At 66.3% G+C, this 26,669-nt stretch carries 23 protein-coding genes; 11 read left to right on the top strand and 12 right to left on the bottom strand.

Annotated elements, in window-relative coordinates; all coding sequences use genetic code 11:
- Positions 1–26: 26 nt before the first annotated feature.
- From D107_RS0105085 to D107_RS0105070, 4 genes are all read right to left on the bottom strand, one after another.
- On the bottom strand, positions 27–659 hold the full coding sequence (locus tag D107_RS0105085; RefSeq protein ID WP_018880915.1) for a thiol:disulfide interchange protein DsbA/DsbL: 633 nt from the start codon (positions 657–659) through the stop codon (positions 27–29).
- On the bottom strand, positions 660–1,832 hold the full coding sequence (gene ccsB / locus D107_RS0105080) for a c-type cytochrome biogenesis protein CcsB (protein ID WP_018880914.1): 1,173 nt from the start codon (positions 1,830–1,832) through the stop codon (positions 660–662). It lies immediately after the preceding gene.
- Positions 1,833–1,858: 26 nt separating this feature from the next.
- The gene (locus tag D107_RS0105075; protein WP_018880913.1) at positions 1,859–3,931 is read right to left on the bottom strand and encodes a cytochrome c biogenesis protein ResB; all 2,073 of its coding nucleotides are present in this window, start codon (positions 3,929–3,931) and stop codon (positions 1,859–1,861) included.
- 263 nt (positions 3,932–4,194) lie between these two features.
- Positions 4,195–4,818, bottom strand: coding sequence for a cytochrome c (locus D107_RS0105070; protein ID WP_018867702.1), 624 nt, complete (start codon positions 4,816–4,818; stop codon positions 4,195–4,197).
- A 446-nt stretch (positions 4,819–5,264) separates the two neighbouring features.
- Between D107_RS0105070 and yihA the strand changes: the two genes are divergently transcribed.
- Positions 5,265–5,897, top strand: a complete 633-nt coding sequence (yihA, locus tag D107_RS0105065; protein ID WP_018867703.1) for a ribosome biogenesis GTP-binding protein YihA/YsxC — start codon at positions 5,265–5,267, stop codon at positions 5,895–5,897.
- A 257-nt stretch (positions 5,898–6,154) separates the two neighbouring features.
- On the opposite strand, the gene D107_RS0105060 is transcribed toward yihA, so the two are convergent.
- From D107_RS0105060 to polA, 3 genes are read right to left on the bottom strand one after another with little or no spacing between them, the layout of a single operon-like run.
- Positions 6,155–6,802 carry an SCO family protein gene (locus D107_RS0105060; RefSeq protein ID WP_018867704.1) on the bottom strand — a complete coding sequence of 216 codons (648 nt, stop codon included), beginning with the start codon at positions 6,800–6,802 and terminating at the stop codon, positions 6,155–6,157.
- A gap of 11 nt (positions 6,803–6,813) precedes the next feature.
- On the bottom strand, positions 6,814–7,332 hold the full coding sequence (locus D107_RS0105055; protein ID WP_018875915.1) for a hypothetical protein: 519 nt from the start codon (positions 7,330–7,332) through the stop codon (positions 6,814–6,816).
- Positions 7,333–10,035, bottom strand: coding sequence for a DNA polymerase I (polA, locus tag D107_RS0105050; RefSeq protein WP_018880912.1), 2,703 nt, complete (start codon positions 10,033–10,035; stop codon positions 7,333–7,335).
- Positions 10,036–10,154: 119 nt separating this feature from the next.
- Between polA and D107_RS0105045 the strand changes: the two genes are divergently transcribed.
- From D107_RS0105045 to ntrC, 6 genes are all read left to right on the top strand, one after another.
- Complete coding sequence (locus tag D107_RS0105045; RefSeq protein WP_018867707.1) at positions 10,155–10,880, top strand: TIGR00730 family Rossman fold protein; 726 nt, start codon at positions 10,155–10,157, stop codon at positions 10,878–10,880.
- On the top strand, positions 10,880–11,275 hold the full coding sequence (locus tag D107_RS0105040) for a DUF2782 domain-containing protein (RefSeq protein WP_018880911.1): 396 nt from the start codon (positions 10,880–10,882) through the stop codon (positions 11,273–11,275). The genes D107_RS0105045 and D107_RS0105040 overlap by 1 nt, the downstream gene beginning before the upstream one ends.
- Complete coding sequence (locus D107_RS0105035; protein ID WP_018880910.1) at positions 11,269–12,129, top strand: hypothetical protein; 861 nt, start codon at positions 11,269–11,271, stop codon at positions 12,127–12,129. The genes D107_RS0105040 and D107_RS0105035 overlap by 7 nt, the downstream gene beginning before the upstream one ends.
- Positions 12,130–12,240: 111 nt before the next feature.
- A complete protein-coding gene (locus D107_RS0105030) occupies positions 12,241–12,897 on the top strand; it encodes a DUF4124 domain-containing protein (protein WP_018880909.1) in 657 nt (218 codons plus the stop codon).
- Between the two features lie 184 nt (positions 12,898–13,081).
- Positions 13,082–14,179 carry a nitrogen regulation protein NR(II) gene (gene glnL, locus D107_RS0105025; protein WP_018875920.1) on the top strand — a complete coding sequence of 366 codons (1,098 nt, stop codon included), beginning with the start codon at positions 13,082–13,084 and terminating at the stop codon, positions 14,177–14,179.
- Positions 14,179–15,615: a nitrogen regulation protein NR(I) gene (ntrC, locus tag D107_RS0105020; protein ID WP_018877182.1), complete on the top strand. Its 1,437-nt coding sequence runs from the start codon at positions 14,179–14,181 to the stop codon at positions 15,613–15,615. Before glnL ends, ntrC begins: the two co-directional genes overlap by 1 nt.
- A gap of 254 nt (positions 15,616–15,869) precedes the next feature.
- Here ntrC and D107_RS0105015 read toward each other — a convergent pair whose 3' ends face one another.
- Positions 15,870–16,862: a dihydroorotate dehydrogenase gene (locus D107_RS0105015; protein WP_018877183.1), complete on the bottom strand. Its 993-nt coding sequence runs from the start codon at positions 16,860–16,862 to the stop codon at positions 15,870–15,872.
- Here D107_RS0105015 and D107_RS0105010 point away from each other — a divergent pair.
- The 3 genes from D107_RS0105010 (at position 16,861) to D107_RS0105000 (ending at position 19,761) form a co-directional block, all read left to right on the top strand.
- Complete coding sequence (locus D107_RS0105010; RefSeq protein ID WP_018867714.1) at positions 16,861–17,325, top strand: tRNA (cytidine(34)-2'-O)-methyltransferase; 465 nt, start codon at positions 16,861–16,863, stop codon at positions 17,323–17,325. The genes D107_RS0105015 and D107_RS0105010 overlap by 2 nt on opposite strands.
- Positions 17,326–17,460: 135 nt before the next feature.
- Positions 17,461–18,333, top strand: coding sequence for a dienelactone hydrolase family protein (locus D107_RS0105005; RefSeq protein ID WP_018867715.1), 873 nt, complete (start codon positions 17,461–17,463; stop codon positions 18,331–18,333).
- Between the two features lie 219 nt (positions 18,334–18,552).
- Complete coding sequence (locus D107_RS0105000) at positions 18,553–19,761, top strand: 6-phosphofructokinase (RefSeq protein WP_018867716.1); 1,209 nt, start codon at positions 18,553–18,555, stop codon at positions 19,759–19,761.
- 128 nt (positions 19,762–19,889) lie between these two features.
- On the opposite strand, the gene adk is transcribed toward D107_RS0105000, so the two are convergent.
- Complete coding sequence (adk, locus tag D107_RS0104995; protein WP_018877185.1) at positions 19,890–20,546, bottom strand: adenylate kinase; 657 nt, start codon at positions 20,544–20,546, stop codon at positions 19,890–19,892.
- Between the two features lie 151 nt (positions 20,547–20,697).
- On the opposite strand from adk, the gene D107_RS0104990 reads away from it, so the two are divergent.
- A complete protein-coding gene (locus tag D107_RS0104990; protein WP_018875923.1) occupies positions 20,698–21,864 on the top strand; it encodes a hypothetical protein in 1,167 nt (388 codons plus the stop codon).
- 69 nt (positions 21,865–21,933) lie between these two features.
- Here the strand turns inward: D107_RS0104990 and D107_RS0104985 are convergent, their stop codons facing one another.
- From D107_RS0104985 to D107_RS0104975, 3 genes are read right to left on the bottom strand one after another with little or no spacing between them, the layout of a single operon-like run.
- Entirely contained in the window at positions 21,934–22,917 is a 984-nt protein-coding gene (locus D107_RS0104985; protein WP_018867719.1) for a DmsC/YnfH family molybdoenzyme membrane anchor subunit, read from the bottom strand.
- Between the two features lie 17 nt (positions 22,918–22,934).
- Positions 22,935–23,666, bottom strand: coding sequence for a 4Fe-4S dicluster domain-containing protein (locus tag D107_RS0104980; RefSeq protein ID WP_018867720.1), 732 nt, complete (start codon positions 23,664–23,666; stop codon positions 22,935–22,937).
- Positions 23,663–26,527, bottom strand: coding sequence for a molybdopterin oxidoreductase family protein (locus tag D107_RS0104975; RefSeq protein WP_018880908.1), 2,865 nt, complete (start codon positions 26,525–26,527; stop codon positions 23,663–23,665). Before D107_RS0104975 ends, D107_RS0104980 begins: the two co-directional genes overlap by 4 nt.
- Positions 26,528–26,669: the final 142 nt, after the last annotated feature.

Below are 26,669 nucleotides of genomic sequence, written 5' to 3'. Positions count from 1 at the left end.
CGGCGGCCCGCGGCATATGCCGCGCGCTACCCGCGGGCACGTTCGATCAGGTAGTCGGCAACCTCCAGCATCTCGTCGTGCCCACCGGCCATGCTGGCGGAGACGATGGCCTCGCCGTTGATGACCAGGGTGGGCACGCCGCCGACGCCGTAGTCCTGCACGGCCTCGGTGGCCTCGACGATCCGGCGGCGGATCGCGTCGGAGCGCATGGTCTCGCGGAACTCGTCCGCATCCAGCCCGCGCTGGTTGATGAAGCGCAGAATTGCGCTTTCCGAGCGCATCTGACGGCCCTGATCGTGGATCGCGTCGTAGAACGCCTGATGCACGTCGTCGAGCACGCCCAGTTTCTCGGCGGTGTAGAACACCCGCGCATGCATCGCCCAGACGTCGTTCATCGGCGCCGGGAGGTACTCAAACTGCACGTCGTCGGCCAGGTTCGGCTTCCAGGCCTGGACCTTGGGCTCGAAGGCGTAGCAGTGCGGGCAGCCGTACCAGAACACCTCGACCACCTGGATCTTGCCGTCCTCCAGCCCGGTATCCAGCGGGGGCTGGATGGCCCGGTAGTGCTGGCCCTCGCGGAACTCGGCCGCGAGGCTGGTGCCGGTGGCGAGGAGCAGGCCGGCGCCGCCCACGGCGCCCATGAATTCACGACGCTTCATTTACAGCTCTCCGTAGGAATGCAGGCCGGACAGGAACATATTCACGCCCAGGAAGGTGAAGGTCGTGACGAACAGCCCGATGATCGCCCACCAGGCCATGACCGGTCCGCGCCAGCCCTTGGTAAAGCGCATGTGCAGCCAGGCGGCGTAGGTCAGCCACAGGATCAGGCTCCAGGTCTCCTTCGGATCCCAGGTCCAGTAGCCGCCCCAGGCCTCGGCGGCCCACATCGCGCCGAGCACGGTGGCGATGGTGAAGAAGGCGAAGCCGATCGCGATGGCCTTGTACATCACGCTGTCCAGCGCTTCCTTGCTCGGGATGCGCTTGGTGATGGCGGCGTCGGGCCGGGTGCGCTCGAGCCGATGCTTGACCAGATAGGCCACCCCCAGCATCGCGGCGATGGCGAAGCCGCCGTAGCCAACAAAGTTGGTAGGCACGTGGATCTTCATCCACCAGCTGTTCAGAGCGGGCACCAGCGGCTCGATCTCGTGTGCCTGGCGGTCCCACATGTACCACAGCAGGAAGGTGACGGACGCGGCGATCACCAGCATGACGAACGCACCCATGGTGCGCTGGCCGGTGCGGCTCTCGTAGTAGAGGTACATCAGCGTGGTCAGGGCGGCCAGCAGGATGAAGACCTCGTACAGGTTGGCGACGGGGATATAGCCCCAGGTCGGATCGGTCAGGTAGATCTCGCGCCAGCGCACCAGCAGGGCCATCAGCCCGGCGCCGGCACCGATCCAGGCGAACGCGCCGCCGACGCGGGTGGGGAAGTCGGAGCGGCTGAACAGCCCGGTGACGTACGCGACGGTGGAGAGGTACAGGAAGACGCTCATCCACATCACACCGGCCTGCCCCGAACCGACGTAGTTCAGCCAGAAGTTGGTGCTCCCGCGGGCGAGGTCGTCGCCGTACATCCAGATACCGAACAGTGCGAGGACCCCGACAATGATCGAGAAGGCCTGCCACGGGCGCCAGAACCAGCCCATCCAGGCACTCAGGCCGACGGCCAGGATCAGGCCGCCGGTGTCGTAGCGGTCCATCATGTGGCCGTATTGCCAGAAGGCGATCAGGCCGACGGCGATCGTCAGGGCGATGTACGCCCAGTCGCGCGGCTGGATGCGCCGGAAGATGCCGGGCCGTTCGAAATCCAGGGCCTCGTGGGGGACTGACATGGGGTGCTCCTCCGACTGCTTAGCTTTTAGTCGTTTTTGTTGTTGGACTCATAGGTACCGTCGCTGGCGCCATCGACCGGCTTCTGATCGATGATCCACCTCTTAAGATGCGCGAAACGTTCCTCGAATTCCACCTGGTGGCGGTTGCTCGTGCCGGCCATCACCACGTGAGTGCCTTCGCCGTTCTCGCTCCGCCGTGCCATGATCCACAGGCGCTGATAGGACACGTAGAAGAGGAAGAAGATCCCGACGATCAGCATCACGCTGCCGGTGTAGACGGTGCTCTGGCCGGGGGCGCGTGCGATCTGCAGGCCGGACGCCTCACGGTGTTCGAAATCCTTCAGGTGGAAGAAGAACGGCGACTGATACAGGCTGATCGCGTTGATTGCCGAGATCGTATCCTCCAGGAAACGCTGCTCTTCTTCCTGGATCGAGACTACACCCTCGTCCTGCAGGACCTCCATGTAAAGCCCCTGGAGGCCGGCGTGCAGGATGCGGATCATCAGGTCGCGCACCTCGTCGATGCGCTCGCCCGGTACGCGCCGTTCGATCTCGTTGTTGACGGCCATGTAGCCGCCCTCGGCGAACAGCCCCATCAGCTCGGCCGTCGTGCGGGCGATGGCCTGGGTCTGCTCGTTGGGCACCGTCTCGTCATCGCGCGCCACCTGGCGGGCGATCTCGTTGCGCACCTCGGGGTTGTGCAGCATGGCCAGGTAGGTGCGGAAGCGTTCCAGCGAGTCGTCTGCGTCCGCCGGCAGGAACAGGTAGTGGAACTCGTCCGCCGGGCTTTCGCGCACGCCGCTGAGGAAGTACATCGCCCCTTCCTGCAGGGCCGGACGCTGGTAGTTGCGGTAGTGCAGGCCGTGGCCGGTGCGGTCCATCAGGCGGAAATCGAAGCTCGGGCCCATATGGCGGTTTTCGCGCTCGCCCTCTTCGTTGAGCAGCGGAACCACGTTCTCCAGCTGGAAGTTGGTGAACTCGATTGTCCGGGTGTCGCCGTCCGGCGTCGGGATCTCCACCTCCCGGAACACACGACCCGGCACCTCGAGCTCGCGCAGGGCCTCGGCGCCGAGAGGGATGGCGTCGATATCCAGGCGGGTGCCGCCGTCGGCGAAGCTCGCCTGGTAGATCGCGAAGCCGTTGTAGATCAACGGGTGGTTGACCGAGATGGTGTGTCGCAGCGGCTCGTCGCGGTTCGGGTCATGGATGATCAGGTCCGACTCGTAGGAGCTTTCGGCACCGGTGGAGAAGCGTTCGATCCGGAACTCCTCCAGTTCAATGCGGAAGGGCAGCTCCTGCACGAAGTAGCCTTCGCGCATCGGCAGGAACACCACATTCGCCGATGCACCCTCGGGGATCTCCACCGAGCCGCGGAAGGACGGGTTCCAGTCCGGTATCCAGGCCGAACGCGGGACTTCGGAGATCGGTACGCTGCGGGTCTCGACCTCGAGATTCCCCAGCCACTCGTTGATCTTCAGCAGGGTCGTGCCGTCGGCCAGGGCGCCCACGCAGATCACCACGATGCCGACATGGGTCAGCAGGTAGCCCATGCGGTTCCAGCGCCCGCGCATGGCTGCGATCACGGTCTGTCCGTCGTGGGACTTCTCGCGCGCCTTGAAACCCTGTGCCTTCAGCACCCGGTGGGCGTGCTGGATGAATTCCTCCGGTGACTGATCGAGGTCGCCGGCGGCGCTGGAATGGAACGAGCGCAGGGACTTTTCCTTGACCTGCGTGTTGTAGCGGCGCAGGTCCTTCAGCAGCCCGGGGGTCTGGCGATAGACGCAAAAGGAGGTCGAGATGACCAGGAAGGCCACCACCAGCAGGAACCAGGTCGCGGAATACACCTGATACAGGCCCATCCCGGCAAAGATCTCGTGCCAGAAAGGCCCGTAGTCCATCAGATACTCGGTGTACGGTTCGTTCTGCACCAGGACGGTGCCGATGACCGAGGCGATCGCGAGGGCCACCAGGAGGGTGATCGCCAGGCTCATCGAGCCCATGAAATCGACCAGTATGCGGCTGCGCCGCGGCTTGCGCGCGGCCTTCTGGCGGGATGCGGGGGCCGGGCCGGCGGTGGCGGCCTGATCGTTATTCGACATGCTGAAACCTGCTTTAGCCTGACGGACTATGCGAAGCAACCCGACAGGGGTTCAATTTCCAAGACAAACTGCGCGGGCGTTGCGCGACCAGTGGATGGACCGATGATCCGCCCGGGAGTTCGCGCGCCCCACCATGACGCCCCTGTACAGGATTGCATTCCAACTGGGTGCGTTTTTCCGCGCCCACAAAAAAGGGGCGGCCAAGGCCGCCCCTTCCCTGGGTCGCTTCGCCGCCGGTCCTGCGCGGCGTACCCGAAGCCGAATCAGTTGCTCGGCTGCAGGCCGGCCATGTACTGGGACACGGCCTCGATGTCTTCATCGGACATGTTGCGCACCACATTGCGCATCATGCGGCCATTGTCGTTGGCGCGCTCGCCGCTACGGAAGTAGCGCAGCTGATCCGCGCTGTACTGCGCGTGCTGACTGGCGACGGCCGGGAACATGGCTTCCGGGTTGCCGTTGCCGTTCGGGCCGTGGCAGGCAATGCAGGCGGCGACGTTCTGCGACGGGATGCCGCCGCGGTAGATCTGCTCGCCCCGTTCGACCACCGACTCGTCGGCGGTGCCGGCGCTGATTTCCTGCTCGGCATAGAAGGCCGCCAGGTCGCGCATGTCCTGCTCGTCCAGGTTGGCTACCTGGCCCAGCATCAGGCTGTTCTCGCGGCGTTCGGACTTGTAGTCCTGCAGCTGCTTCACGGTGTACTTGGCGTGCTGGCCGGCCAGCTTGGGCCATTCCGGGTTCACGCTGTTGCCATCCGCCTGGTGGCAGGCTGCGCAGGCTTGGGACAGTTCCTGGCCGCGCTGGGGATCGCCCGCCTGGGCTGCCGACAGCGGGAGCAGCAGGGATACGGACAGGGCAGCAAAGAGAGCGGAAAGCTTGTGGTTCATGACGGAGAATCTCCTGCTTGTAAATGCGTGCCGGGTCGCGACCCGTTCCTTGTGCCCCATCGTAGGGCGATCAACATAAGGGGCGCAGTTTATAGCACAATGCTAATTTGTGCTCAAAAATAAACCGAGTCCGGCACTCGGCCAAGGGAAACACTGATGAATGTACACGCTCGCGTTGGCACCCCAGGTTTTCCGAGACAAGGCGCGTCGCGCAGCGGGTAGTGGTTCTACCCGCAAGCGGCGCAACGCAGCATCGGGGAACCTGGGGTGCCAACCCCACAAGCCATTGAAAGCAGGGGCTCGGCCGCTTTTGCGTGCGCCCGGCGTTGCGGCTCGCTTATGTAGCTCGGCTACACTTCACTCATCGCGCCTTGTTCGCACGCAAAAGCGACTCGAGCGCGAGCGTGTACATTCATCAGTGTTTCCCTAGGACACTTGCTCGCCCCATGGAACCCCGATTTCGCGAAACCGACTTTCTGCGTGGCGTGGCGCAGATTGCCCAGCTCCCGGCCGACACCGGTGTCGAGATCGCCTTTGCCGGGCGCTCCAACGCCGGCAAGTCCAGTGCCCTGAACGCCTTGTGTGGACGCAAGGCGCTCGCGCGGGTCGGCCGTACCCCGGGGCGCACACAGGAGATCAATCTTTTCCGTCTGCCGCCGGCCGAGCACTGGCGGCTGGTCGACCTGCCGGGCTACGGCTACGCGAAGGTCTCGGCCGGCAAGCGCGCGGAATGGGACCAGCTCCTTGGTGGCTACCTGCAAAAACGCCAGTGCCTGATCGGTCTGGTCCTGATCATGGACATCCGCCGGCCGCTGACCGAGCTGGATCGCCAGCTACTGGACTGGGTGCCTCTGGAGCGCTGCCGCTTGCACTGCCTGCTGACCAAGGCGGACAAACTCTCGCGCCAGGAGGCCGACCGCCAGTTGCGCAAGGCGCATGGTGAGCTGGAGGCCATGGGCGTCGAGGCGACGTTGCAGACCTTCTCCTCGCTGAAGAACCAGGGTGTCGATGACCTGCGCGGCCTGCTGGGTGGCTGGCTGGCCGAGCATGATCCGGAGTCGGCTCCCGCGACCGGCTGAGGCCCGTCTCTGCCCGACGGTCGAGCGGATACACGAAACGCAGACAAAAAGAAGCCCCGGCCTTGGGGTGGGACCGGGGCTAATTTCGGCCTCTACAGGGGGGAGAGAGGCCTATTGCCCGCTCAGGGAGAGAAGCGGGCCGCGCTGGGCTAGAGCGCTCAGTAAGTGAGAAAGCACTGCGCGGGCAAAGTTCCTGCCGCGTGCCTCTCGATTGCGAATTTTTTCACAGAATCCATCGTTGCCGTCCGGGGTGTGGCTCAGTTGGCTGTCCCGGTGGCCTCCGCATGGGTTCGCAGGCCCTCCACCAGTTCGGCGGCGGGTGTCCCGTGCGGGTAGATCTGCAGCAAGTCGCCTTCCGGGCCGACCAGGTAGGTGGACGAGCTGTGATCGACCACGTAGCCCATGGCCGAGTCGATCTCGGTGCGTTCGTAGAACACGCCGTAACGTTCCGTGATCGGCTGCAGCTCTTCGTGGGACCCGGTCGCCGCCTGGATGGCCGGGTGGAAGTGCCCCACATAGGTCTCCAGGCGCTCGCGGTCATCACGTTCCGGGTCGACGCTTACCAGTACCGCCGCGACCTCGCCCTCCAGCTCGGGCGGCAGGCGGTCCAGCGCGGCGCTGATCCAGCCCAGGCTGGTCGGGCAGGCATCCGGGCAGGCGGTGTAGCCGAAGTAGACCCAGACGTATTGCCCTTCCAGGTCCGCCAGCCGGAACCGCTCGCCCGTGGTGGAAACGGGCAGTTCGATCGGCCCGCCGGATACCGCATCGGCCACCGGCAGGCGTTCGTGGTCGGCCCCCTGGGACACGGGGGGTGGTGCCGGGCGGAGCATCACGAAGACGAGCAGGGCGCCGGCCGCCAGCACGGCCAGCGCCCAGAGCAGGCTGCTCAGCGGGATACGCTGCATGTCGGTTTTCCTCAGGGGTTGTCGCTGTGGCTGCGGCGGGTGACAAAACGAAACTGGACCCGGGCCGCATCCGCATCGCCCGCGGGCATCACGGTGGCGGCCCAGGTCATGGCCTCGGTGGTGCAGATGGGCAGCGTCGTCTCGCCGACATAGCGCCCGCCGCCTGTGTGTTCCAGCCGCGGGCGCTGGAAGCCCATGTACATCTCCACCCCGGCCAGATCCAGTTCCAGGGCCTCGGGTTCGCCGAGGTTGCCCCGGGCCGCCGGGTCCAGCTCCAGGGTCAGCTCAAGTGGTTGCAGCATCGGCACGGGGCGTGGCGTGATCCCCAGGGTCAGCGTACCGCCCGCCGGATGGTCGGCGCTGCAGGGCCCTGCGTTCAGGTCGCAGTCCTCCGGCTGGACGATGGTGATCCCGCCGGAACCACCGGTGTCCAGATAGCGTTCGGCCAGCACCCAGGCGGTCGCCAGCAACAGGACCGCGACCAGCCAGGGGGCGAGCCGGTTGAACCCCTTGGCCAGTGAATCCGACATCTAGTGTGCGTCGTCCCAGTTGGCGCCGGTGCCGACATCTACCACCAGCTCCACGTCGAGCTCGGCGGCCCCGCTCATGGCCTGGCGCACCAGCGTGGTCAGGTCCTCCACGGCCGCATCGGCCACCTCGAACACCAGTTCGTCGTGCACCTGCATGATCATGCGGGCGTCGATATTCGAGTTCGCGAGATCGTTGGCGACGCGCACCATCGCGCGCTTGATGATGTCGGCGGCGGTACCCTGCATCGGGGCGTTGATGGCGACACGCTCGGACTGCTGGCGTCGCGCCCCGTTGCGGCTGTTGATCTCCGGCAGGTACAGGCGGCGGCCGAACAGGGTCTCGACATAGCCGTTCTCGCGCCCGGAGGCGCGCGCGCGTTCCATATAGTCGTGCACGCCGGGATAGCGATTGAAGTAGCGGTCGATGTACTCGCGCGCCTCGCCCTGCTCGATGCCGAGGTTGCGCGCCAGGCCCCAGGCGGACATGCCGTAGATCAGGCCGAAGTTGATCGCCTTGGCCGCGCGGCGCTGATCGCCGGAGACCTGCTCCGGGTCCAGCCCGAAGACCTCGGCGGCGGTCGCGCGGTGGATGTCCTGGCCCTCGCCGAAGGCCTTCAGCAGGCCCGCGTCCTGCGACAGGTGGGCCATGATGCGCAGCTCGATCTGCGAGTAGTCCGCCGCCAGCAGCTGGTGTCCCTCATCCGCGATGAACGCGCGGCGGATGCGCCGGCCGGCCTCGGTGCGCACCGGGATGTTCTGCAGGTTCGGCTCCGAGGACGACAGCCGCCCGGTGGCTGCCCCCGCCTGGTGGTAGGAGGTGTGCACCCGTCCGGTCTCCGGGTGGATGCGCCGGGGCAGGGTCTCGGTGTAGGTGCTGCGCAGCTTGGACAGGCCGCGGTGCTCGAGGATCAGGCGCGGCAGGGCGTAGTCGTCCGCCATCTGCTCCAGCACGTCCTCGGCGGTGGAGGGCTGGCCCTTGGGCGTGCGCCGCAGCACCGGCAGGCCCAGGCGCTCGAACAGGATCTCCTGGATCTGCTTGGGCGAGCCGAGGTTGAACTCGCCGCCGGCCTCCTCGAAGGCCTCGCGCTCGATGCGCTCCATCTCGGCCAGCAGCTCCTGGCTCTGCTCGCCGAGCAGATCCGGGTCCACCTTTACGCCCACGCGTTCGATATCCGCCAGCACCGGGACCAGCGGCATCTCGATCTCGCGGTAGACGAACGCGGGGCCTTCAGCCTCTTGCAGGCGCGGCTGGAACACCGCATCCAGCTGAAGGCAGATGTCGGCATCCTCGCCGGCGTAATCGGTGGCGATGCCGATATCCACCTCGGCGAACGGGATCTGCTTCGCGCCCTTGCCGGCCACGTCCTCGTAATGCGTGGTCTGGTAGTCCAGGTGGCGCTCGGCCAGGGAGTCGAGGTCGTGGCGGTTGGCGCCGGCGTCCAGGCAGAACGACTCGAGCAGGGTGTCGTCGACGATGCCGCGCAGGGTGATGCCGTGATTACCCAGCACGTTGCGGTCGTACTTCAGGTGATGCCCCAGCTTGCCGTGGTCCTCGGATTCCAGCCAGGGCTTCAGACGTTCCAGCGTCTCCGCGCGCGGCAGCTGCGGGTCGGCATCCGGCCCGGTGTGGGCCAGCGGCAGGTAGTAGGCGGTGCCTGGCTCGAAGGCGAAGGACATGCCGACGATCTCGGCGCGCATCGCATCCAGGCTGGTGGTCTCGGTATCGAAGGCGACCCGCTCGGCCTGGTCCAGACGCTCCAGCAGCTCGGCCAGTTCGACCTCCTCGCGCAACGTGCGGTAGTCGGCCTTCGCCAGCGGCGAGCCCGGATTGCCGCTAGCGGCCTCGTCCTCGCCGCCCTCCAGCTCCGCGCGCCAGCGGGTAAAGCCATAGCGGCGCACCATCTCCAGCAGGCGCTCGTGGTCCGGCTCGCGGATGTTGAGGTCGTTGGGGCCGACGTCCAGCTCGACATCGCGCTTGACCGTGATCAGTTCGCGCGAGGTGGGCAGGCGCTCGGCCGCGGCGCGCAGGTTCTCGCCGATCTTGCCGCCGATGCCGTCGGCCTGTTCCAGAATGGTGTCGAGATCGCCGTACTTCGCGATCCACTTGGCCGCGGTCTTGGGGCCGACCTTGTCCACGCCCGGGATGTTGTCGACGCTGTCGCCCATCAGCGCGAGGTAGTCGACGATCTGCTCCGGGGCGACGCCGAATTTCTCCTGCACGCCCTCGGGGTCCAGCGTGACCCCGCTCATGGTGTTGACCAGCGTGATGCGGTCATTCACCAGCTGCGCGAGATCCTTGTCGCCGGTGGAGATCACCACGTCGTGCCCGGCTGCGGCGGCCTGGTCGGCCAGGGTCGCGATCACGTCGTCGGCCTCCACGCCCTCGACGCACAAAAGCGGCAAGCCCATCGCCCGCACCAGCTCGTGCAATGGCTCGATTTGGGCGGCCAGCTCTTCCGGCATCGGCGGGCGGGTGGCCTTGTATTCCGGATAGATGTCGTCGCGGAAGGTCTTGCCCTTGGCGTCGAACACCACCGCCATGTGCTCCGGGCCGTAGTCCGCGCGCAGCTTGCGCAGCATGTTGGCCACACCAATCATCGCCCCGGTCGGGGCGCCATCCGGCGCGGTCAGCGGCGGCAGCGCATGGAAGGCGCGGAACAGGTACGACGAGCCGTCGACCAGGACAAGAGGCGCTTGCGACATGAAGGTGGAATCCGGACAGGGAACGTGCGCCATTCTACAGGCCCGGCCCGGGCCGCGACCATTTGTGCGCGCCCGGGGGCGCCGGTACGCTGAAGCCTTCACCCTTGGGAACCCGCTGCATGAACAACCGCGAACGTGCCGAACACCCGGGCCTGCGCCCGATCGATGACTCCGCCCTGACCCGCGAGAGCTGGAAGATCTTCCAGATCATGGCGGAGTTCGTGGAGGGCTTCGAGCGCCTGGCGCATATCAAGCCCTCGGTGAGCATCTTCGGCTCCGCCCGCTTCCCGCCGGAGCATCGCTACTACCAGCTGGGCGAGGCGACCGCGCGGCAGCTCTCGGACGCCGGTTTCGCGGTGGTCAGCGGCGGCGGTCCGGGCATCATGGAGGCGGCCAACAAGGGGGCGTTCGCCGGGCGCTCGCCGAGCATCGGCCTGAATATCCAGTTGCCGCACGAGCAGAGTGCGAACGATTACCAGGACGTGGGCCTGGGGTTTCGTCACTTCTTTTCGCGCAAGGTGATGTTCGTCAAGTACGCCTCGGCCTACGTGGTGCTGCCCGGGGGCTTCGGGACGCTGGACGAGCTGGCGGAGATCCTGACCCTGGTGCAGACCGGCAAAACCCGGCGCATCCCGGTCGTGCTGGTGGGCAGCGAATTCTGGAAGGGCCTGCTCGACTGGTTCCGGGATACGCTCGTGGAGCAGGGCACCATTGACGAGGAAGACCTCCAGCTATACTCGCTGGTAGATTCACCGGAAGACGTGGTGGACGTGATCTTCGAGTACTACGAGGCGCGCAGCTTCGAGCCGTCCGCGGAAGAAAAGAAACGACTGATGGAACTGTGATGATGACCTCGATGCGTGCGAGCCTGCCCCTGTCGCTGCTGGCGGCCCTGCTGCTGGTTTCCGGCACGGCGCTGGCGCAGGAAGACCGCGAGTGGGGGGATGCCCCGCCGCCGCCGGAGCTTGAAGAGGGCGCGGATCCGCCGCCCCCGGTGCTGGATGAACGCGCCCGCGAACAGCGCTCGCTGGAGGACGCCGACATCATCATCATCGAGCGCGACGGCGAGACCCGGCGCGAATACCGCGTGGGTGGCGAGCTGGTGATGGTCGAGGTCACGCCCGCCGTGGGCCCGACCTACTACCTGATCGACACCACGGGCGACGGCACGCTGGACGGTCGTCGCAACGAGCTGGATCCCAATTTCGTACCCCCCTCCTGGGTGATTTTCCGATGGTAGAGAACGAATCCGAGACCCGGGCCTGCGCCGACGCGACCGGCCTGGCCCTGACCCATGGCCCGAGCGGCCTCGAACTGGATGGCCGGCCGGTGCAGTGTCTGCGCCTGGCAGCCGCCGTGGCCCCGGCGCTCGAATCCGCGCTCGGCGAGGTACCTGGCGGCTGCGGTCGCGTGATCGGCCGGGGTGCGGATCCCGATTCTGGTGAGGTCCTGCTGGTGCTGGAGCGCGGTCAGGCGCCGCAGGGCGCGGTTGCGGCCGAGGGGCCCGGCAGTCTGGAGGCCCTGGGCGAGCGCGCCGCCGACTGGCAGGGGCGTCACACGGCCGGGGCCTTGCCCGTCGGCGAGGGCTACCGGCGCGGGGTGCTGCAGCAGCAGATGCGCGAGCGCGCCGATGCGATGGCGTCCACGCTGGATGCCGAGTCCCGGGCGATCCTGGACGCCGAGCTGCACCACCAGGGGCTCTACCGTTTCGAGGACCTGCCGCTGGCGGGAAGCTACTGGCAGTCCGTGCGCATCTACCCGGAAGGTGCCGGTCTTGCCGATCTGGTGATCCCGCCCGCGCCGGTACCGGCCTTCTGGCAGCTCGCGCGCATCGCCCTGGCGCTCGCCGTGGACGCCTCCGGACAGCCGGATGCCGATCGGTACCGGGCCGTGCTGGCCGGGTTCAATGCCCGGCGGCCACTGACTGCAATCGAACGCGGGGCGGCGCCCACGATGCTCCGCCTGGCTGCGCTGGATGACTGGCTGTCCGCGCTGGAGTCGGGAACGGCCGCGGCGGCCGAGCGGGATCGCCTCGCGACCCTGCAGGCCGATGCGGCGCGGCTGCAGGGCGTCTGGGTTCGCGCGGCCGCCTGATCCCGGCTGGCCCGTGCCGGTGGCGCGGGAGCTTCCGGGCTTGTGGTGGTCCGAACGTACACGGGAGGCAGGGTGGTGGTGCCGCGCCATCCCGCCCAAGGAGGAAGACCCATGTTCCGAACCACGCTCTGGCTGGCCTTGTCGCTGGCTGTCCTTCTCGCCCCGGCGCTTGCGAGTGCCGACGTCTACCGCTGGACCGACGATCAGGGCAATGTCCATTTTGGCGACCGCCCGCCCGAGGGGCGCGCCAGCGAGCCCGTGGACGTGCGCGAGCCCATGCGCGCGGTCCCGCTGGAAGGTGCGCGGGAGATTCTCGAGCGGCCCGTGCGGCCCCGCGGTCAGCCGGAGGCGGAGGGTGCGTACACGCGGGTCGCAATTGCCCGTCCGGAGGATGGTTCGGGGGTGCGGGCGAACGACGGCAATGTGAGTGCCGAGCTGGATCTCGAGCCAGCGCTGGATGCCGACGCCGGCCATCGCGTGATCTGGGTGCTGAACGGCGAGGAGGCGGGCGAGGGCCAGTCGCCCACGGCGACCTTCGAGGGGCTGAACCGCGGCGAGCATACGCTGCAGGCCCGGATCGTGGACGCATCCGGCGAGGAGCTGGGGGCGAGCGCGACCATCGAGTTCAACGTGTTGCGGATGGCCATTCCGCGCGAGCAGCAACAGCAGCAGCGGCCGCAGCAATTCCCGCCCGGGGGTGCGCCGCAGGCGCCCAGGGCCCCGCAGGCACCCAGGGCGCCCCAGCCGGTGACGCCGGCCCCGAACTGATAACCTCGATCTCTGCACTGAAATAGTGCGACCAAAGCCCCATGATGGTGCTATAATTGCACCATCATGGGGCGTTTTAGGTTCTGGGGGGTGGCGATTCGGCTGCGTTTTGTGACCGTGCCCCCGGCTTCGGCGCCCCGCCGGGCGATTCCCGCTTGGCGCGATTCCTGCTTGAGGCCTCTTGATGACCACGCCCGCTTCCAATTCCGGCCCGGCCACCCCGCCCTGGTGGGACGACCTCTCCACGGCCGTGCTGGTGACCGATGCCGAGCTTTGCCTGCTGAGCATGAACAGCGCCGCCGAGGTGCTGCTCGGTCTCAGTCGCGAACGCATCGTCGGGCATGGTCTGGGCCAGTGGCTCAAGCTGGACCGGAATCTGTCCAGCCGCCTGCGCTCGGCGCTGACGCTGGATCAGCCGATCACCCTGCGCGCGCGCCAGATGGAGCCGCTGCGGGCCGAAAGTTTCCTCGCCGACGTGGTCATCACCCCGCTCCGTGGCGAGGGCGACAAGCCGGGGCAGTTGCTGTTCGAGCTGAATGCGATCGATCGCCACGAGCGCATCAGCCGCGAGGAGCAGTTACAGAAGCAGCAGGCGATCACCCGCGCGGTGACCCGGGGGCTGGCCCACGAGATCAAGAACCCGCTGGGCGGACTGCGGGGGGCGGCGCAGTTGCTTGCCAGCGAACTGGACGACTCGGGCCTGAAGGAATACACCCAGATCATCATTCGCGAGGCCGACCGGCTGCGCAGCCTGGTCGATCGCATGCTGGGGCCGAACAACCTGCCGCGGCGCGAGCCCGTCAACCTGCACGAGGTGCTGGAGCACGTGCGGGGCCTGGTCAGTGTGCAGCTGCCGCTGGGGCTGAAGATCCGCGGCGACTATGACCCCAGCATCCCGGACGTGCAGGCCGATCGCGACATGCTGGTGCAGGCGATCCTGAATCTGGTGCAGAACGCGGTGCATGCGCTGGAGGACGGGGGCGAGATCACCCTGAGCTCGCGCATCCTGCGCCAGTACACCATCTCCGGCCATCGCCACCGCCTGGTCGCCAAGCTGAGCGTGCGCGACAACGGGCCCGGTATCCCGGAGGAGATCCGCGAACGCATCTTCTTCCCCATGGTGACCGGCCGCGCCGCCGGGACCGGGCTCGGGTTGCCCATTGCCCAGAGCCTGATCCAGCTGCACGACGGTCTGATCGAATGCCATTCGCGCCCGGGGGCGACCACGTTCGACATCCTGCTGCCCCTTGAACCCCCGAAGGCCCGGGAGGCCAGGAAGTGATGGAGCCCACTGTCTGGATCATTGACGACGACGACTCGATTCGCTGGGTGCTGGAGCGTGCCCTCCAGCGTCACGCGATCGCGGTGCGCGGCTTCGAGACCGCGGACGCCGCCTGGGCGGCGCTCGACCGGGACCCGGTGCCGGACACCATCGTCGCCGATATCCGCATGCCGGGCCTGAATGGCCTGGACTTCCTCGCGCGCATGCAGACGCGCCCCGATCCGCCGCCGGTGATCATCATGACGGCCTTCTCCGATCTGGAGAGCGCCGTGGGCGCCTACCAGACCGGGGCCTTCGAGTACCTGCCCAAGCCGTTCGATGTGGACGAGGCCGTGGCTCTGGTGCAGCGGGCACTGGAGGCGCGGCGCGCCGGGCAGGACAACGGCACCGCTGGCCCCGAGATCGAGGAAACCCCGATCATCGGCGAGGCCCCGGCGATGCAGGAGATGTTCCGCGCCATCGGCCGCCTGTCGCGCAGCAACATCACCGTGCTGATCAACGGGGAGTCGGGCACCGGCAAGGAACTGGTCGCCCGTGCCCTGCACCAGCACAGCCCGCGCGCCGATCAGCCGCTGATTGCCCTGAATACCGCGGCCATCCCCAAGGATCTGCTGGAGAGTGAACTCTTCGGCCACGAACGTGGTGCGTTTACTGGCGCCAACCAGAGCCGCAAGGGCCGTTTCGAACAGGCCGATGGTGGCACGTTGTTTCTCGACGAGATCGGCGACATGCCGTTCGACCTGCAGACCCGGCTGCTGCGCGTGCTGTCCGATGGCACCTTCTACCGCGTGGGTGGCCATACGCCGATCCGGGTGGACGTGCGCATCATCGCCGCGACCCACCAGGATCTGGAGGAACGCGTGCGCGCGGGGCTGTTCCGCGAGGATCTGTTCCACCGTCTGAACGTGATCCGGATCCATGTGCCGTCCCTGCGCGAGCGCCCGGAGGACATCCCGCTGCTGGTGCAGCATTTCATGGCCGAGGTGGCGCAGGAACTGGGGGTCGAAGCCAAGACCATGCGCCCCGAGGTGGTGGCGGAGCTGCAGCGCCTGCCCTGGCCGGGCAACGTGCGTCAGCTGGAGAACACCTGCCGCTGGCTGACCGTGATGGCGTCGGGCCGCGAGGTCCACCTGGACGACCTCCCGGCCGAGCTGCACCAGCCCGCCGAGACCCGGGCCGAGCCGGACGGTGGTCCGGCCGGCGTGGTCGCCGGCCCGCGGGACTGGACGGCCGAACTGGCCCAGGTGGCCCGCCAGCACTGGCAGCGTGGAGACCAGGACCTGCTGGGTTCGGTGCTGCCGCAACTGGAGCGCACGGTGATCCGCGAGGCCCTGAACGCCACCGGCGGCCACCGCCAGCAGGCGGCGGCCCTGCTCGGCTGGGGGCGCAACACCCTCACCCGCAAGATCCACGAACTCGGCCTCGACGACGACTAGGCTGATTTCACCACGAAGCCCACGAAGGCACGAAGAACGGCCAGGTCAAAAGCGGTTCACAGGAAGAAGGGAAGATGGGAAGGGTTTTTGGGTAAAGGCCGCTGGCCCGTGTCCTGGGGCCTGCCCGGCGGGTTGATCAGTCCCGGGGCACCATTCCCGCATTCTTCCGTCCTTCCCATCTTCCTGTTAATGCTCTATCGCTTTTGACCTGGCCGTTCTTCGTGCCTTCGTGTGCTTCGTGGTGAAACAGGTCTTCAGGTGGTGGGGTCCTGCGGGGCGGGCGGGGCGCAGGCGGAGACGGCGCCGTTGAGTTGCAGGGTGCCGGTCAGGTCGCGTACGTGGGTGTAGCCGTGGCGGTCCATGTAGTCGCTGATGCCGTGGAGGATCCTGGGCAGGCACAGCGGGTCGTAGAACAGCCCGGTGCCCACGCCGACGGTGCTGGCCCCGGCGATCAGGAATTCCAGCGCGTCGGTGGCGTTCATCACGCCGCCCTGTCCGATGATCGGCACGTTGTGGGGCGCGGCCACCTGATAGACCTGCTGGACCTTCAGCAGCGCGATCGGCTTGATCGCGGGCCCCGAGAGTCCGCCCTGGTTGTTGCCAATCACTGCGCGCCGGTTCTCGACGTCCACCGCCATGCCCATCAGCGTGTTGATCACCGCAAAAGCATCGGTGCCGGCCTCGATGCAGCGGCGGGCGTTTTCGGCGATGTCGGTCTGGTTGGGCGAAAGCTTGGTGATCAGCGGCTTGGAGGTGACCTTGCGGCAGGCCTCGACCACGCGCGCGGACATGTCCGGGTCGTTGCCGAAGGCGACGCCGCCTTCCTTTACATTGGGGCAGGAGATGTTGATCTCGATGGCGTCGATGGGCGAGTCGTCGAAGCGGCGGGTGACCTCGATGTACTCCTCGATGGTGGAGCCGGAGACATTGGCAAAGAAGCGGGTCTCCTCGAAGTCCAGCTGCGGCAGGGTGTGGTCCACCACGTGGTCCACGCCCGGGTTCTGCAGGCCGATGGCGTTGAGCATGCCGTCCGGGGTCTCGTAGACCCGGTGCGGCGCGTTGCCCAGACGGGCCTGGCCGGTGGTGCCCTTCAGGCAGATCGCACCGGCGTCGCGATTGGAGAAGCCGGCCACGCGGGTGTACTCCTCGCCGAAGCCGACGCAGCCGGACAGCAGCACCAGCGGCGTGTTCAAATGCAGCCCGCAGAACTCCAGGGCCAGCCGCGGATCGGTGCGCGAATCACTCATGCTTCACATCGTCCTCTTTCAACCGGAGATCCCGCCGAACACCGGCAACATCATTCGTCTGGCAGCCAATACCGGCGCTGCGCTGCACCTGATCCATCCGCTCGGCTTCGAGCTGGACAGTGCGCGGGCGCGCCGCGCCGGGCTCGATTATCACGAGCTGGCCCGGGTGCAAGAGTATGACAGCCTCGAACAGTGGCGGGAATCGGTGCGGCCCGACCGGGTCTTCGCCATCACCACGCGCGGCCACGCCCGCTATGATGCGCCGGCCTTCCGCGCTGGCGATGCCCTGTTGTTTGGCCCCGAGACCCGCGGTCTTCCCCACTCGGTGCTCGAAGCCCTGCCTCCCGGGCAGCGCTTGCGCCTGCCCATGCAGCCCGGCAGCCGCAGCCTGAATCTCTCCAACGCAGTCGCCGTGGTCGTCTACGAGGCTTGGCGCCAGCTCGGGTTTTCCGGCGGAGACTAGGAGTCTGTCGGATCTGGGCGATCTGCTGCGCCCCCCGGCAGGGCCTCGCCATTTGCACTACCCTCGGAAGAAAGCCCGCGAGCGGCCCGTCTCCCTGTGACGGCCCTGTCCACATTGATCCGCACGAGGTTCCCGATGGTTTCTGTACTGCGTCCTCTCCTGTTCCTGGCGGCTGCCAGCCTGTTCGTAGCGCCGCTGGCGGCCGATGAACCCACCGGTTCCGACAACTGGTGGTGGGATGACGACTGGTGGGAAGACGGCGTGATGTATTCCGATCTGGAGAACCACGAGGTCACCATTGAACGCATCGAATACCAGCGCGACGGCATCGACATCCCGGCGATGGTGGCAAGACCGGCCGATGGCGAGGCCTATCCGGCGATCCTCTGGACCCACGGCCGGCGCGGCCTGGACGACCTGGCCGAACTGCACGTGAAGCGCCTGGCCGCCCGCGGCTTCGTGGTGCTGGCGCCGGACCTGTACACCGGCCGCTTCATGGAGAGCCACCCGCTGGATCATGACTACGAGCTGGAAGGCGATCTGAACAGCGGGCTGGATGTCCTGCTGGCGCGTGACGACATCGCGGGCGACCGTGCCTGCCTGGTCTCCATCACTCGTGGCGGCTACAAGACCCTGAAGGTCGCCGTCACCTTCGAGCGCCAGGTCGAGGATGTCGCCTGCTGGGCCGGCTACTACCCGCACCTGCAGGACCCGAATCTGGGCGAGCCGCACCAGGTGTACCGCTACGCCAACGAGGTCAATCAGCTCGAGATCCCGATGATGATCCTGATCGGCGACGAGGAGCAGTACCAGCGCCACCGTACCGCGCGCATGGCCGCGGATGGACTGGAGAGCCGCGGCGGTGATGTCACCTGGATCGAATATCCCGGTGTGGGTCGCGGCTTCGACTTCCGCAACGGCAATAACCGCACCTTCGCCGATGACCTCGCCTCGCGCGACGCGATGATTCGGGTCACGCACTTCGTCAATCAGCACCTGCGCGACTGAGTTCTGCCTTGCCCCCTGCCAGGGGGCACAACTGACGCTTATGCAGGTAGGCCCGCCGGGCTGTGCGCCATTAAATAAGTTTCTGATAATACAATTAAACAATTCCGTACACAGGGTGCGGAATTTGCTATCTTCGGGCTTTGTTGCATCGAGATGCCCCGGTCGCTATGCGGCCGGTTCACCGATGGTTCGCACGCAAGTCGCAAAAGGAGGACGAAGATGGCCAAGGTTCTGATCGCCCAGGGTGGAGGCCCGACGGCGGTAATCAATCAATCCATGGTGGGTGCGGTCCTCGAGGCCCGGAAATTCACCGACGTCGAACTGGTCTACGGGGCCTTCCACGGGGTCCGCGGGATCATCGACGAGGAATTCCTGGACCTGACCCAGGAGACCACCCACAACCTGGAGATGGTCGCGCAGACGCCCTCGTCCGCCCTGGGGTCCACGCGCGACAAGCCGGACCTTGACTACTGCAAGGAGATCTTCAAGGTCCTGAAGGCCCACGAGATCACCTACTTCTTCTATATCGGCGGCAACGACTCCTCCGACACGGTCCGCATCGTCAGCGAGGAGGCGCGCAAGGCCAACTATCCGATGCGCTGCGTGCACATCCCGAAGACGATCGACAACGACCTGGTGGAGAACGACCACACGCCGGGTTTCCCGTCGGCGGCACGGTTCGTGGCGCAGGCCTTTATTGGTGCCAACCTCGACAACTACGCCCTGCCGGGGATCTATCTGGCGGTGGTCATGGGGCGTCATGCCGGTTTTCTCACCGCGGCCTCCGCGCTCGGCAAGAAATTCCCGGATGACGGGCCGCACCTGATCTACGTGCCGGAGCGGGTGTTCGAGGTCGACCAGTTCCTGAAGGATGTGAAGGCCACCATGGATCGCCACGGCCGCTGCGTGATTGCTGTGAGCGAAGGCATCCACGATGCCAACGATGAACCCATCGCGACCAAGCTGGCGAAGGATGTCGAGAAGGATGCCCACGGTAACGTCCAGCTCTCCGGTACCGGGGCGCTGGCGGACATGCTGTGTGGCGAGATCCGCGACAAGCTGGGGGTGAAGCGGGTGCGTGGCGACACCTTCGGCTATCTGCAGCGGGCCTTCATTGGCTGCGTGTCGGATGTCGATCAGCGCGAGGCCCGCGAGGTGGGCGAGAAGGCCGTGCAGTTCGCGATGTGGGAAGGTCGCGACGGTTCGGTGGCGATCAAGCGCACCGGCTTTTACTCGGTGGACTACGAGTATGTGCCGCTGGAGGCGGTCGCCGGCAAGACCAAGGTGATGCCGGACGAGTTCATCGATGCCTCGGGCACCGATGTGACCGATGCCTTCCGCATGTACCTGCGGCCCCTGCTGGGTTCCGGTATGCCGGATGCCTACCGGCTGCGGCAGAACAAGGTGACCAAAGTCCTGGGGCGCTAGTCGCGGCCCGCTCGGCAGCAAAGGGGGCTGGCCGGTTGGCTGGTCCCCGAATCGAAAAGGCCCGCCCGGTGCTCCGGGCGGGCCTTTTTACCTCGTGGGAGGCACTTTCCGGGCCTTCCGCGAGATCGTCAGCCCAGAGCCTTGAAGATCTGGTCGCGGATGTCTTCCACCGACCCCGTCCCCTTGATGTGGACGTACTGCGGCGCCGACGGGTCATCGCTGTCCGCCCACTTCGAGTAGAACTCGACCAGCGGCTGGGTCTGGCTGTGATAGGCCTCCAGGCGCTTGCGCACCGTCTCTTCGTTGTCGTCCTCGCGCTGGATCAGGTCCTCGCCGGTGACGTCGTCCTTGCCCTCGACCTTCGGCGGGTTGAACTCGACGTGGTAGGTGCGACCGGAGCCCGGGTGCACCCGCCGCCCGCTCATGCGCCGGATCACCTCTTCGTCCGGGACATCCACCTCCACGACAAAGTCGAGCGGCACGTTCTGTTCCTTCAGGGCCTCGGCCTGCGGGATGGTGCGCGGAAAGCCGTCGAACAGGAAGCCGGTGTCGCAGCAATCGGGCTGCTCCACGCGTTCCTTCACCAGACCCAGGATGATGTCGTCGGAGACCAGGCCGCCTGCATCCATGACCTCCTTGGCCTTCATGCCCAGTGGGGTGCCTGCGTTCACCGCCGCGCGCAGCATGTCGCCGGTAGAGATCTGCGGGATGTTGTACTTCTCGCAGATGTACTGGGCTTGCGTGCCCTTGCCGGCGCCGGGCGCCCCCAACAGAATCAGTCGCATGCTCTCGCTCCTCTGAGGAGTGGGTGGTTGTGCTATGGTCGCGGCAGACACTCCCGAGCCGCGCAAGTTACAGTACAGGCATTGTGGTTGTAGGTACAAGTCCGCCCGCGCCGCCCTGGCATCGCCCCTCTGCAAGGAGTCACTGACCGTCATGCAAGCCGGCCCCCGCGAGATCACCACGCCGTTTCGGCCCATCCCCCTGGACATCCCGGAGGGCATGAAACCCAACGAATTCTTCAACAGCACCGAAAACCTGGCGGACCTGGTCCACAACAACGGGCTGCTGGTGAATCCGGAAAACCTGCTGCTCTATCGCAAGGCGCTGGGGCACAGCAACGAGTTCGACTGTTCCATCATCTACAACACCTCGCAGACCATCCTCGACCCGATGGGCCGCCCGGTGCGGCGCACCCAGGTGCCGGAGCCGGTGCGGCATGTCTGGAACCGGATGAACGGGGTGATCATCGAGTACATGCTGGAGCAGTACCCGGACCCGGCCGAGGCCCTGGTGCTGGCGGGCGAGGCCAGCCTGGACGCGACCTGGCCGCTGACCGCGCCGGGGGTGCCCAGCATCCGCATGCTGCACAACCATTTCATCGTCTTCCCGATGGCGTCGCTGGCCGATGCGCCGCTGGCGGATCCGGGCAATCCCAATCTGACTGATGGCGGGCAGCACAGCCTGTTTCAGGCCTATATGCGCGAGGTCTACCGGGCGTTCTTTACCCGGGCCCTGGACCTGCAGATCCTGCGCCCGGCGTCCGATCACGAGGCGCGCCTCGGGTTGACCGGCTACCCGCACGGCCTGCCGAGCTGGGAGATCCAGGGCGGGGTCGAGGCGCTGAAGGACATCCGCTTCTGGCGCGAATACGACGCCATCCTGCAGGGCTTCCTGGACTTCTATCGCACCTTCTTCTCCCAGGTCTCCACCCGCAATGCCCCGATGCCCGAGGGCGTGCACTTTCCCGATGCGGTGGAGGAGGTCCTGCTGTTCAACAACGACTTCCTGAAGACTGCCAAGAAGGTGCGCGACCGCTGCTTTACCGATGCCAAGTACGCCCATGCCATTCGCTGGCAGCCGGCCTTCAAGCAGCTGATCTACCGCAATGACGAGGGCCGTCTGATCGTGACGATCAGCCAGAACTCGATCGGCAACGCGATCACCGAACTGCTGGGGGTGGTGGTCAACCGGGTGCCGGACGCGGAGGCCTACGAGCGCGTCGAACCGGCCCTGGTCGAGAAGCTGCTGGAGGTGCGTCGCCGCCTGGTAGAGGTCGATCTGGGGGAAGGCATCGCGACGGAGGGCTGGCCTGCCACCTGAGCGGTCTGTTTGAAACAGGGCCCGTAGTGGGGGTGAACGAGGGGCGGCCAGGCCGCCCCCCAACCGGGGTCAGGCGACCGACTGGTAGTAGATATTCTGCGGGTGGTTGGCCTGGGCGAAGAAGAACCAGCGCTCGGCCACCAGGCCCAGGTACTGGATGACAAACGCGGCGATCAGCACATTGACCGGGTCGACCCGGGTGACCAGGGCGATCAGGAGCAGGAGCGCCGGGATCGCGAACGCCCCCAGCAGGAAGATCCACTTCATCCCGCGCAGGAACGTCGCGGACATGTGGTGAAAGAACTCCCGGGTGTTGAACGAACCGCCCATGAAGCCCTGGGACTTCTGCTGGATCTTCGGGTGTTTCACGCCGATCGCGGTCTGCACCGTGGATTTCGACTTGATACGGGCGTTGCGCACCAGCGATGCGATGCGGGTGGCCAGGCCCAGCAGCGTCAGCACGATCGCCACCGTCGCCAGGAAGGCGACCAGCGGGACACCGGCCCAGGCCGCATAGGCAGCCGCCAACGTGAAGCCGTTGGCAGCGCCCAGCACGGTGTAGTTCACCACGGTCAGCGGGGAGTGCCATTCCTGCAGGAACTTGATGCAGGCGTAGATCATCGCGGTCGTGACATACAGAACGATCGCCAGCAGCGCGCCGATGGCACCGAGCACGACGGTTGGCAGGATGGGGACGTCCCCGGCCAGCGTGCCCAGAGGCGGGTTGAACCCGAACGCGTGGGCCGCGCCGTACAGGAAGACCACGCCCATGAACGCCGGGAGCACGATCACCTCGCGCGACAGCCACGAGGTGCGCCACTTGGTGGCGGTGCGCCAGGCGCGTTCCGGGCGCCCCAGGTGGAAGAACGAGGCGACCAGCCCGAGGACCAGGAAGACCAGGGCGAGTGCGGAGCCCAGCGCCAGGAAGTCCGAACCGGGCGGCGGCAGCACGCCCAGAAGACTGAGAGACTCGGCACCGAACAGACCGAGAAACAGGCCCTGGCCGGCGCCGATCAGGGTGGTGAGAAAGATAACCGAGAAGGCTGGATGCATAGTGTCTTCGTCCCTGTTTACCAGCTGGTGACGTCGTCGAGCGAGGGTTCTTCCTGCCCGGGCTTCGGCAGCTGACTGTCGATCTTCAGCGGGTTGTCGGCGCGCTCCACCTCGTCCTCGCGGATGGTCAGCTGAGTCTTGCGTCGTGGCAGGTAGTGATTGGCCGGTTTGGTGCCCCATTCCGGCATCAGCTGATAGCCGCCTGCTTCGCGGATCGCCTTCGAGACGACCGATTCGGGATCATGAATGTCCCCGTAGAGTCGTGCGTTGGTCGGGCAGGCCCGTACGCAGGCCGGCTTGCGATCCCACTCCGGCAGCTCCTCGTTGTAGATGCGGTCCACGCACAGGGTGCACTTGGTCATCACCTTGCTTTCGGTGTCTACCTCGCGCACCCCGTAGGGGCAGGCCCAGGAGCAGTACTTGCAGCCGATGCACTTGTCGTAGTCGACCAGCACGATGCCGTCCGACTCGCGCTTGTAGGACGCCCCGGTCGGGCAGACCGGCACACAGGGAGGCTCTTCGCAGTGCAGGCAGGACTTGGGAAAGTGGACCGTCTCGGTATTCGGGTATTCACCGACCTCGAAACTCTGCACGCGGTTGAAGAAGGTACCGGTGGGGTCCGCGTCGTAGGGGTTCTGGTCGACCAGCGGGCCGGCATCGCCCGAGGTGTTCCATTCCTTGCAGCTGGTGACGCAGGCGTGGCAGCCCACGCAGACGTTGAGATCGATGACAAGGGCGAGTTGGGTCATTTCTTACCTCCTATTCCCGCAAAGAAGTTCACCACACGGGCCCGCTTGGACTGGCCGGGGTAGGGGTGCAGGGCCTTGAACTGGGGCGATGTCTCCTGCGGCGCCCCTTCTTCGGCCTTGTAGATGCGCACGCGCACGTCGTACCAGGCGGCTTGCCCGGTGACGGGGTCGGAGTTGGAGATCGGGCCTTCATCGCCCGGGAGCTCCTCGGAGATCAGGTGATTCAGCAGGAAACCCTTGCGCGACTCGTTGGCCTCGGGTGTCAGGTTCCAGGCCCCCGCGGCCTTGCCGATCGCGTTCCAGGTCCAGACCGTTCCGGGTTCGACCGCCTCGGAGTACTTGGCCATGCAGCGTACCCGGCCCCACTGGCTTTCCACCCAGATCCAGTCCTCGTCGTTGATCCCGGCGGCCCGCGCGGTGCGCGAATTCACGTAGAGCAGGTTGTGCGCGTGGATCTGTCGCAGCCAGGCGTTCTGGGAGTCCCAGGAGTGGTACATCGCCATGGGACGCTGGGTGATCGCGGCCAACGGATAGGTGTGCTTGTTGGTGGTCTGGTATTCCAGTGGGTCGTAGTAGAACGGCAGCGGGTCGAAGAAGGTCTCCACGCGTTTGGCCAGATGCGCCGGGGCCTTGCGCGATGGGCCCTTGCCCTGGGCGGCGGCGCGGAACTTCATCAGCACCTCGGAATAGAGGTGGATCAGGATCGGCTCGCCAAAGCGCGTGATGCGGTTGCGCTGCGACCACTCGAGATAACCCTTGTTCCAGTTGCGCATGTACTGGTAGCTGCGCGGCAGCTCGTACTGGAATACGCAGTTGTTCTGGGCGTACATCTCCCACTGGTTGGGGTTGGGTTCGCCGCGCAGGGATTTCTCCCCGCCCTTGCCGCGCCAGCCGGCCAGGAAGCCGATACCGGAGCCCGGTTCGGTCTCGTAGTTGACGACGAAGTCGGGGTAGTCGCGGAATTTGCGCTCCCCGTTCTCGTTCACGAACGCCGGCAGTTTCAGGCGCGAGCCGAGCTCGATCAGGACTTCCTGGAACGGCTTGCACTCGCCCTTGGGCGGCACCACCGGGATGCGCACCGAGTCCACCGGGCCGTCGAACTCGGAGATCGGGCGGTCCAGCATGGACATCACGTCGTGGCGTTCCAGATAGGTGGTATCCGGAAGGATCAGATCCGCGAACGCGGTCATCTCGGACTGGAACGCGTCCGCGACGACCAGGAACGGGATCTTGTAGTCCCCGTTGTCATCCTTGTCGTTCAGCATCTTGCGGACCTCTTCCGTGTTCATGGTCGAGTTCCACGCCATGTTGGCCATGAAGATCAGCAAGGTGTCGATCGGGTAGGGGTCCCCGCGCCAGGCGTTGGTGATGGCGTTGTGCATCATGCCGTGCACGGCCAGCGGGTATTCCCAGGAGAAGGCCTTGTCGAGGCGTACCGGCTCGCCCTTGTCGTCCACGAACAGGTCGTCCGGGTCCGCGGGCCAGCCGAGCACCATGCCGTCCAGCGGCTTGCCCGGCTGCACGCCCTCCGGCCCCTTGGGCGTGCGGGCGCAGGGTGGAATCGGACGCGGGAACGGCGCCTTGTGGCGGAAGCCGCCGGGGCGGTCGATGGTGCCCAGCAGCGACATCAGAATCGACAGCGAACGGATGGTGTGGAAGCCGTTGGAGTGCGCGGCCAGTCCGCGCATCGCATGGAACGACACCGGGTTCCCGGTGACGGATTCGTGTTCCACGTCCCAGGAGTCGGTCCAGGCAATGGGGAGTTCGATGCGCTGGTCGCGCGCGGTAACGCCCATTTCGTGGGCCAGCCGGCGAATGTCCTCGGCATCGATCCCGGTGATCCGGGCGGCCCATTCCGGCGTGTATTCGGCGACCCGGTCCTGCAGCAGCTGGAAGGCGGGCTTGGCCGGGGTGCCGTCATCCAGGGTGAACTCGCCGAGCAGGAAGGGATCGGCATCCGGCGTGTGGGTCGGCACCGCGCGTCCGGTCTTGCGGTCCCACCACAGTTGGTTCTGCGCGTCGTAGCAGCCCTCCTCGGGCGGATCCTCGGTGCGCAGGAACATGCCGAAGTCGTCTTGCTCCTCGTTCATGTTCACCAGCTGGCCGGCATTGCTGTAGCGGACCAGGAAGTCGCGGTCGTACAGGCCCTTGTTGATGATCTCGTGGATCAGTGCCAGCAGCAGGGCACCGTCGGTCCCGGGGCGGATCGGCACCCATTCGTCGGCGATGGCCGAGTAGCCGGTGCGCACCGGGTTGATGGAGATGAAGCGCCCGCCCTGGCGCTTGAACTTGGAGATCGCCACCTTCAGCGGGTTGGAGTGGTGGTCCTCCGCGGTGCCGATCATCACGAACAGCTTCGAGCGTTCCAGGTCGGGGCCGCCAAACTCCCAGAACGAGCCGCCGATGGTGTAGATCATGCCGGCGGCCATGTTCACCGAGCAGAAGCCGCCGTGGGCCGCGTAGTTGGGGGTGCCGAACTGCTTGGCGAACAGCCCGGTCAGGGCCTGCATCTGGTCGCGCCCGGTAAACAGGGCAAAGCGTTTCGGGTCGGTCTCGCGGATGTGCCCGAGGCGTTCGGCGAGGATCTCGAAGGTCTCTTCCCAGGAGATCGGCTCGAACTCGCCATCCCCGCGCTCGGCGCCGGCCTTGCGCCGCAGGGGCTGGGTCAGCCGCGCGGGCGAGTGCTGTTTCATGATCCCGGAGGCGCCCTTGGCGCAGATCACGCCTTCGTTGATCGGGTGCTCCGGGTTGCCATCGATGTAGCGCACCTCCCCGTCGCGCAGGTGCACCCGGATGCCGCAGCGGCAGGCGCACATGTAACAGGTGGTGTTCTTGATTTCCTGCGACGGGGTCTGTGCCATAAATCGTCAACGCCTTGTAAGTTAGACAATCGCGATATACTGCAATACCCCTTACTTCGATCGGGGTTACCCCCACTATGCAGTTCCGGGGTATCCACCACAAGGGAGTCAAAGATGGATTCTTCGCGCCCGTTCGGATGCC

The organism is Thioalkalivibrio sp. ALE30 (assembly GCF_000377465.1).
Taxonomy (GTDB): domain Bacteria; phylum Pseudomonadota; class Gammaproteobacteria; order Ectothiorhodospirales; family Ectothiorhodospiraceae; genus Thioalkalivibrio.
The sequence above is the reverse complement of the archived record's forward strand: the minus strand, read 5'-3'. Positions and strand labels throughout refer to the sequence as shown.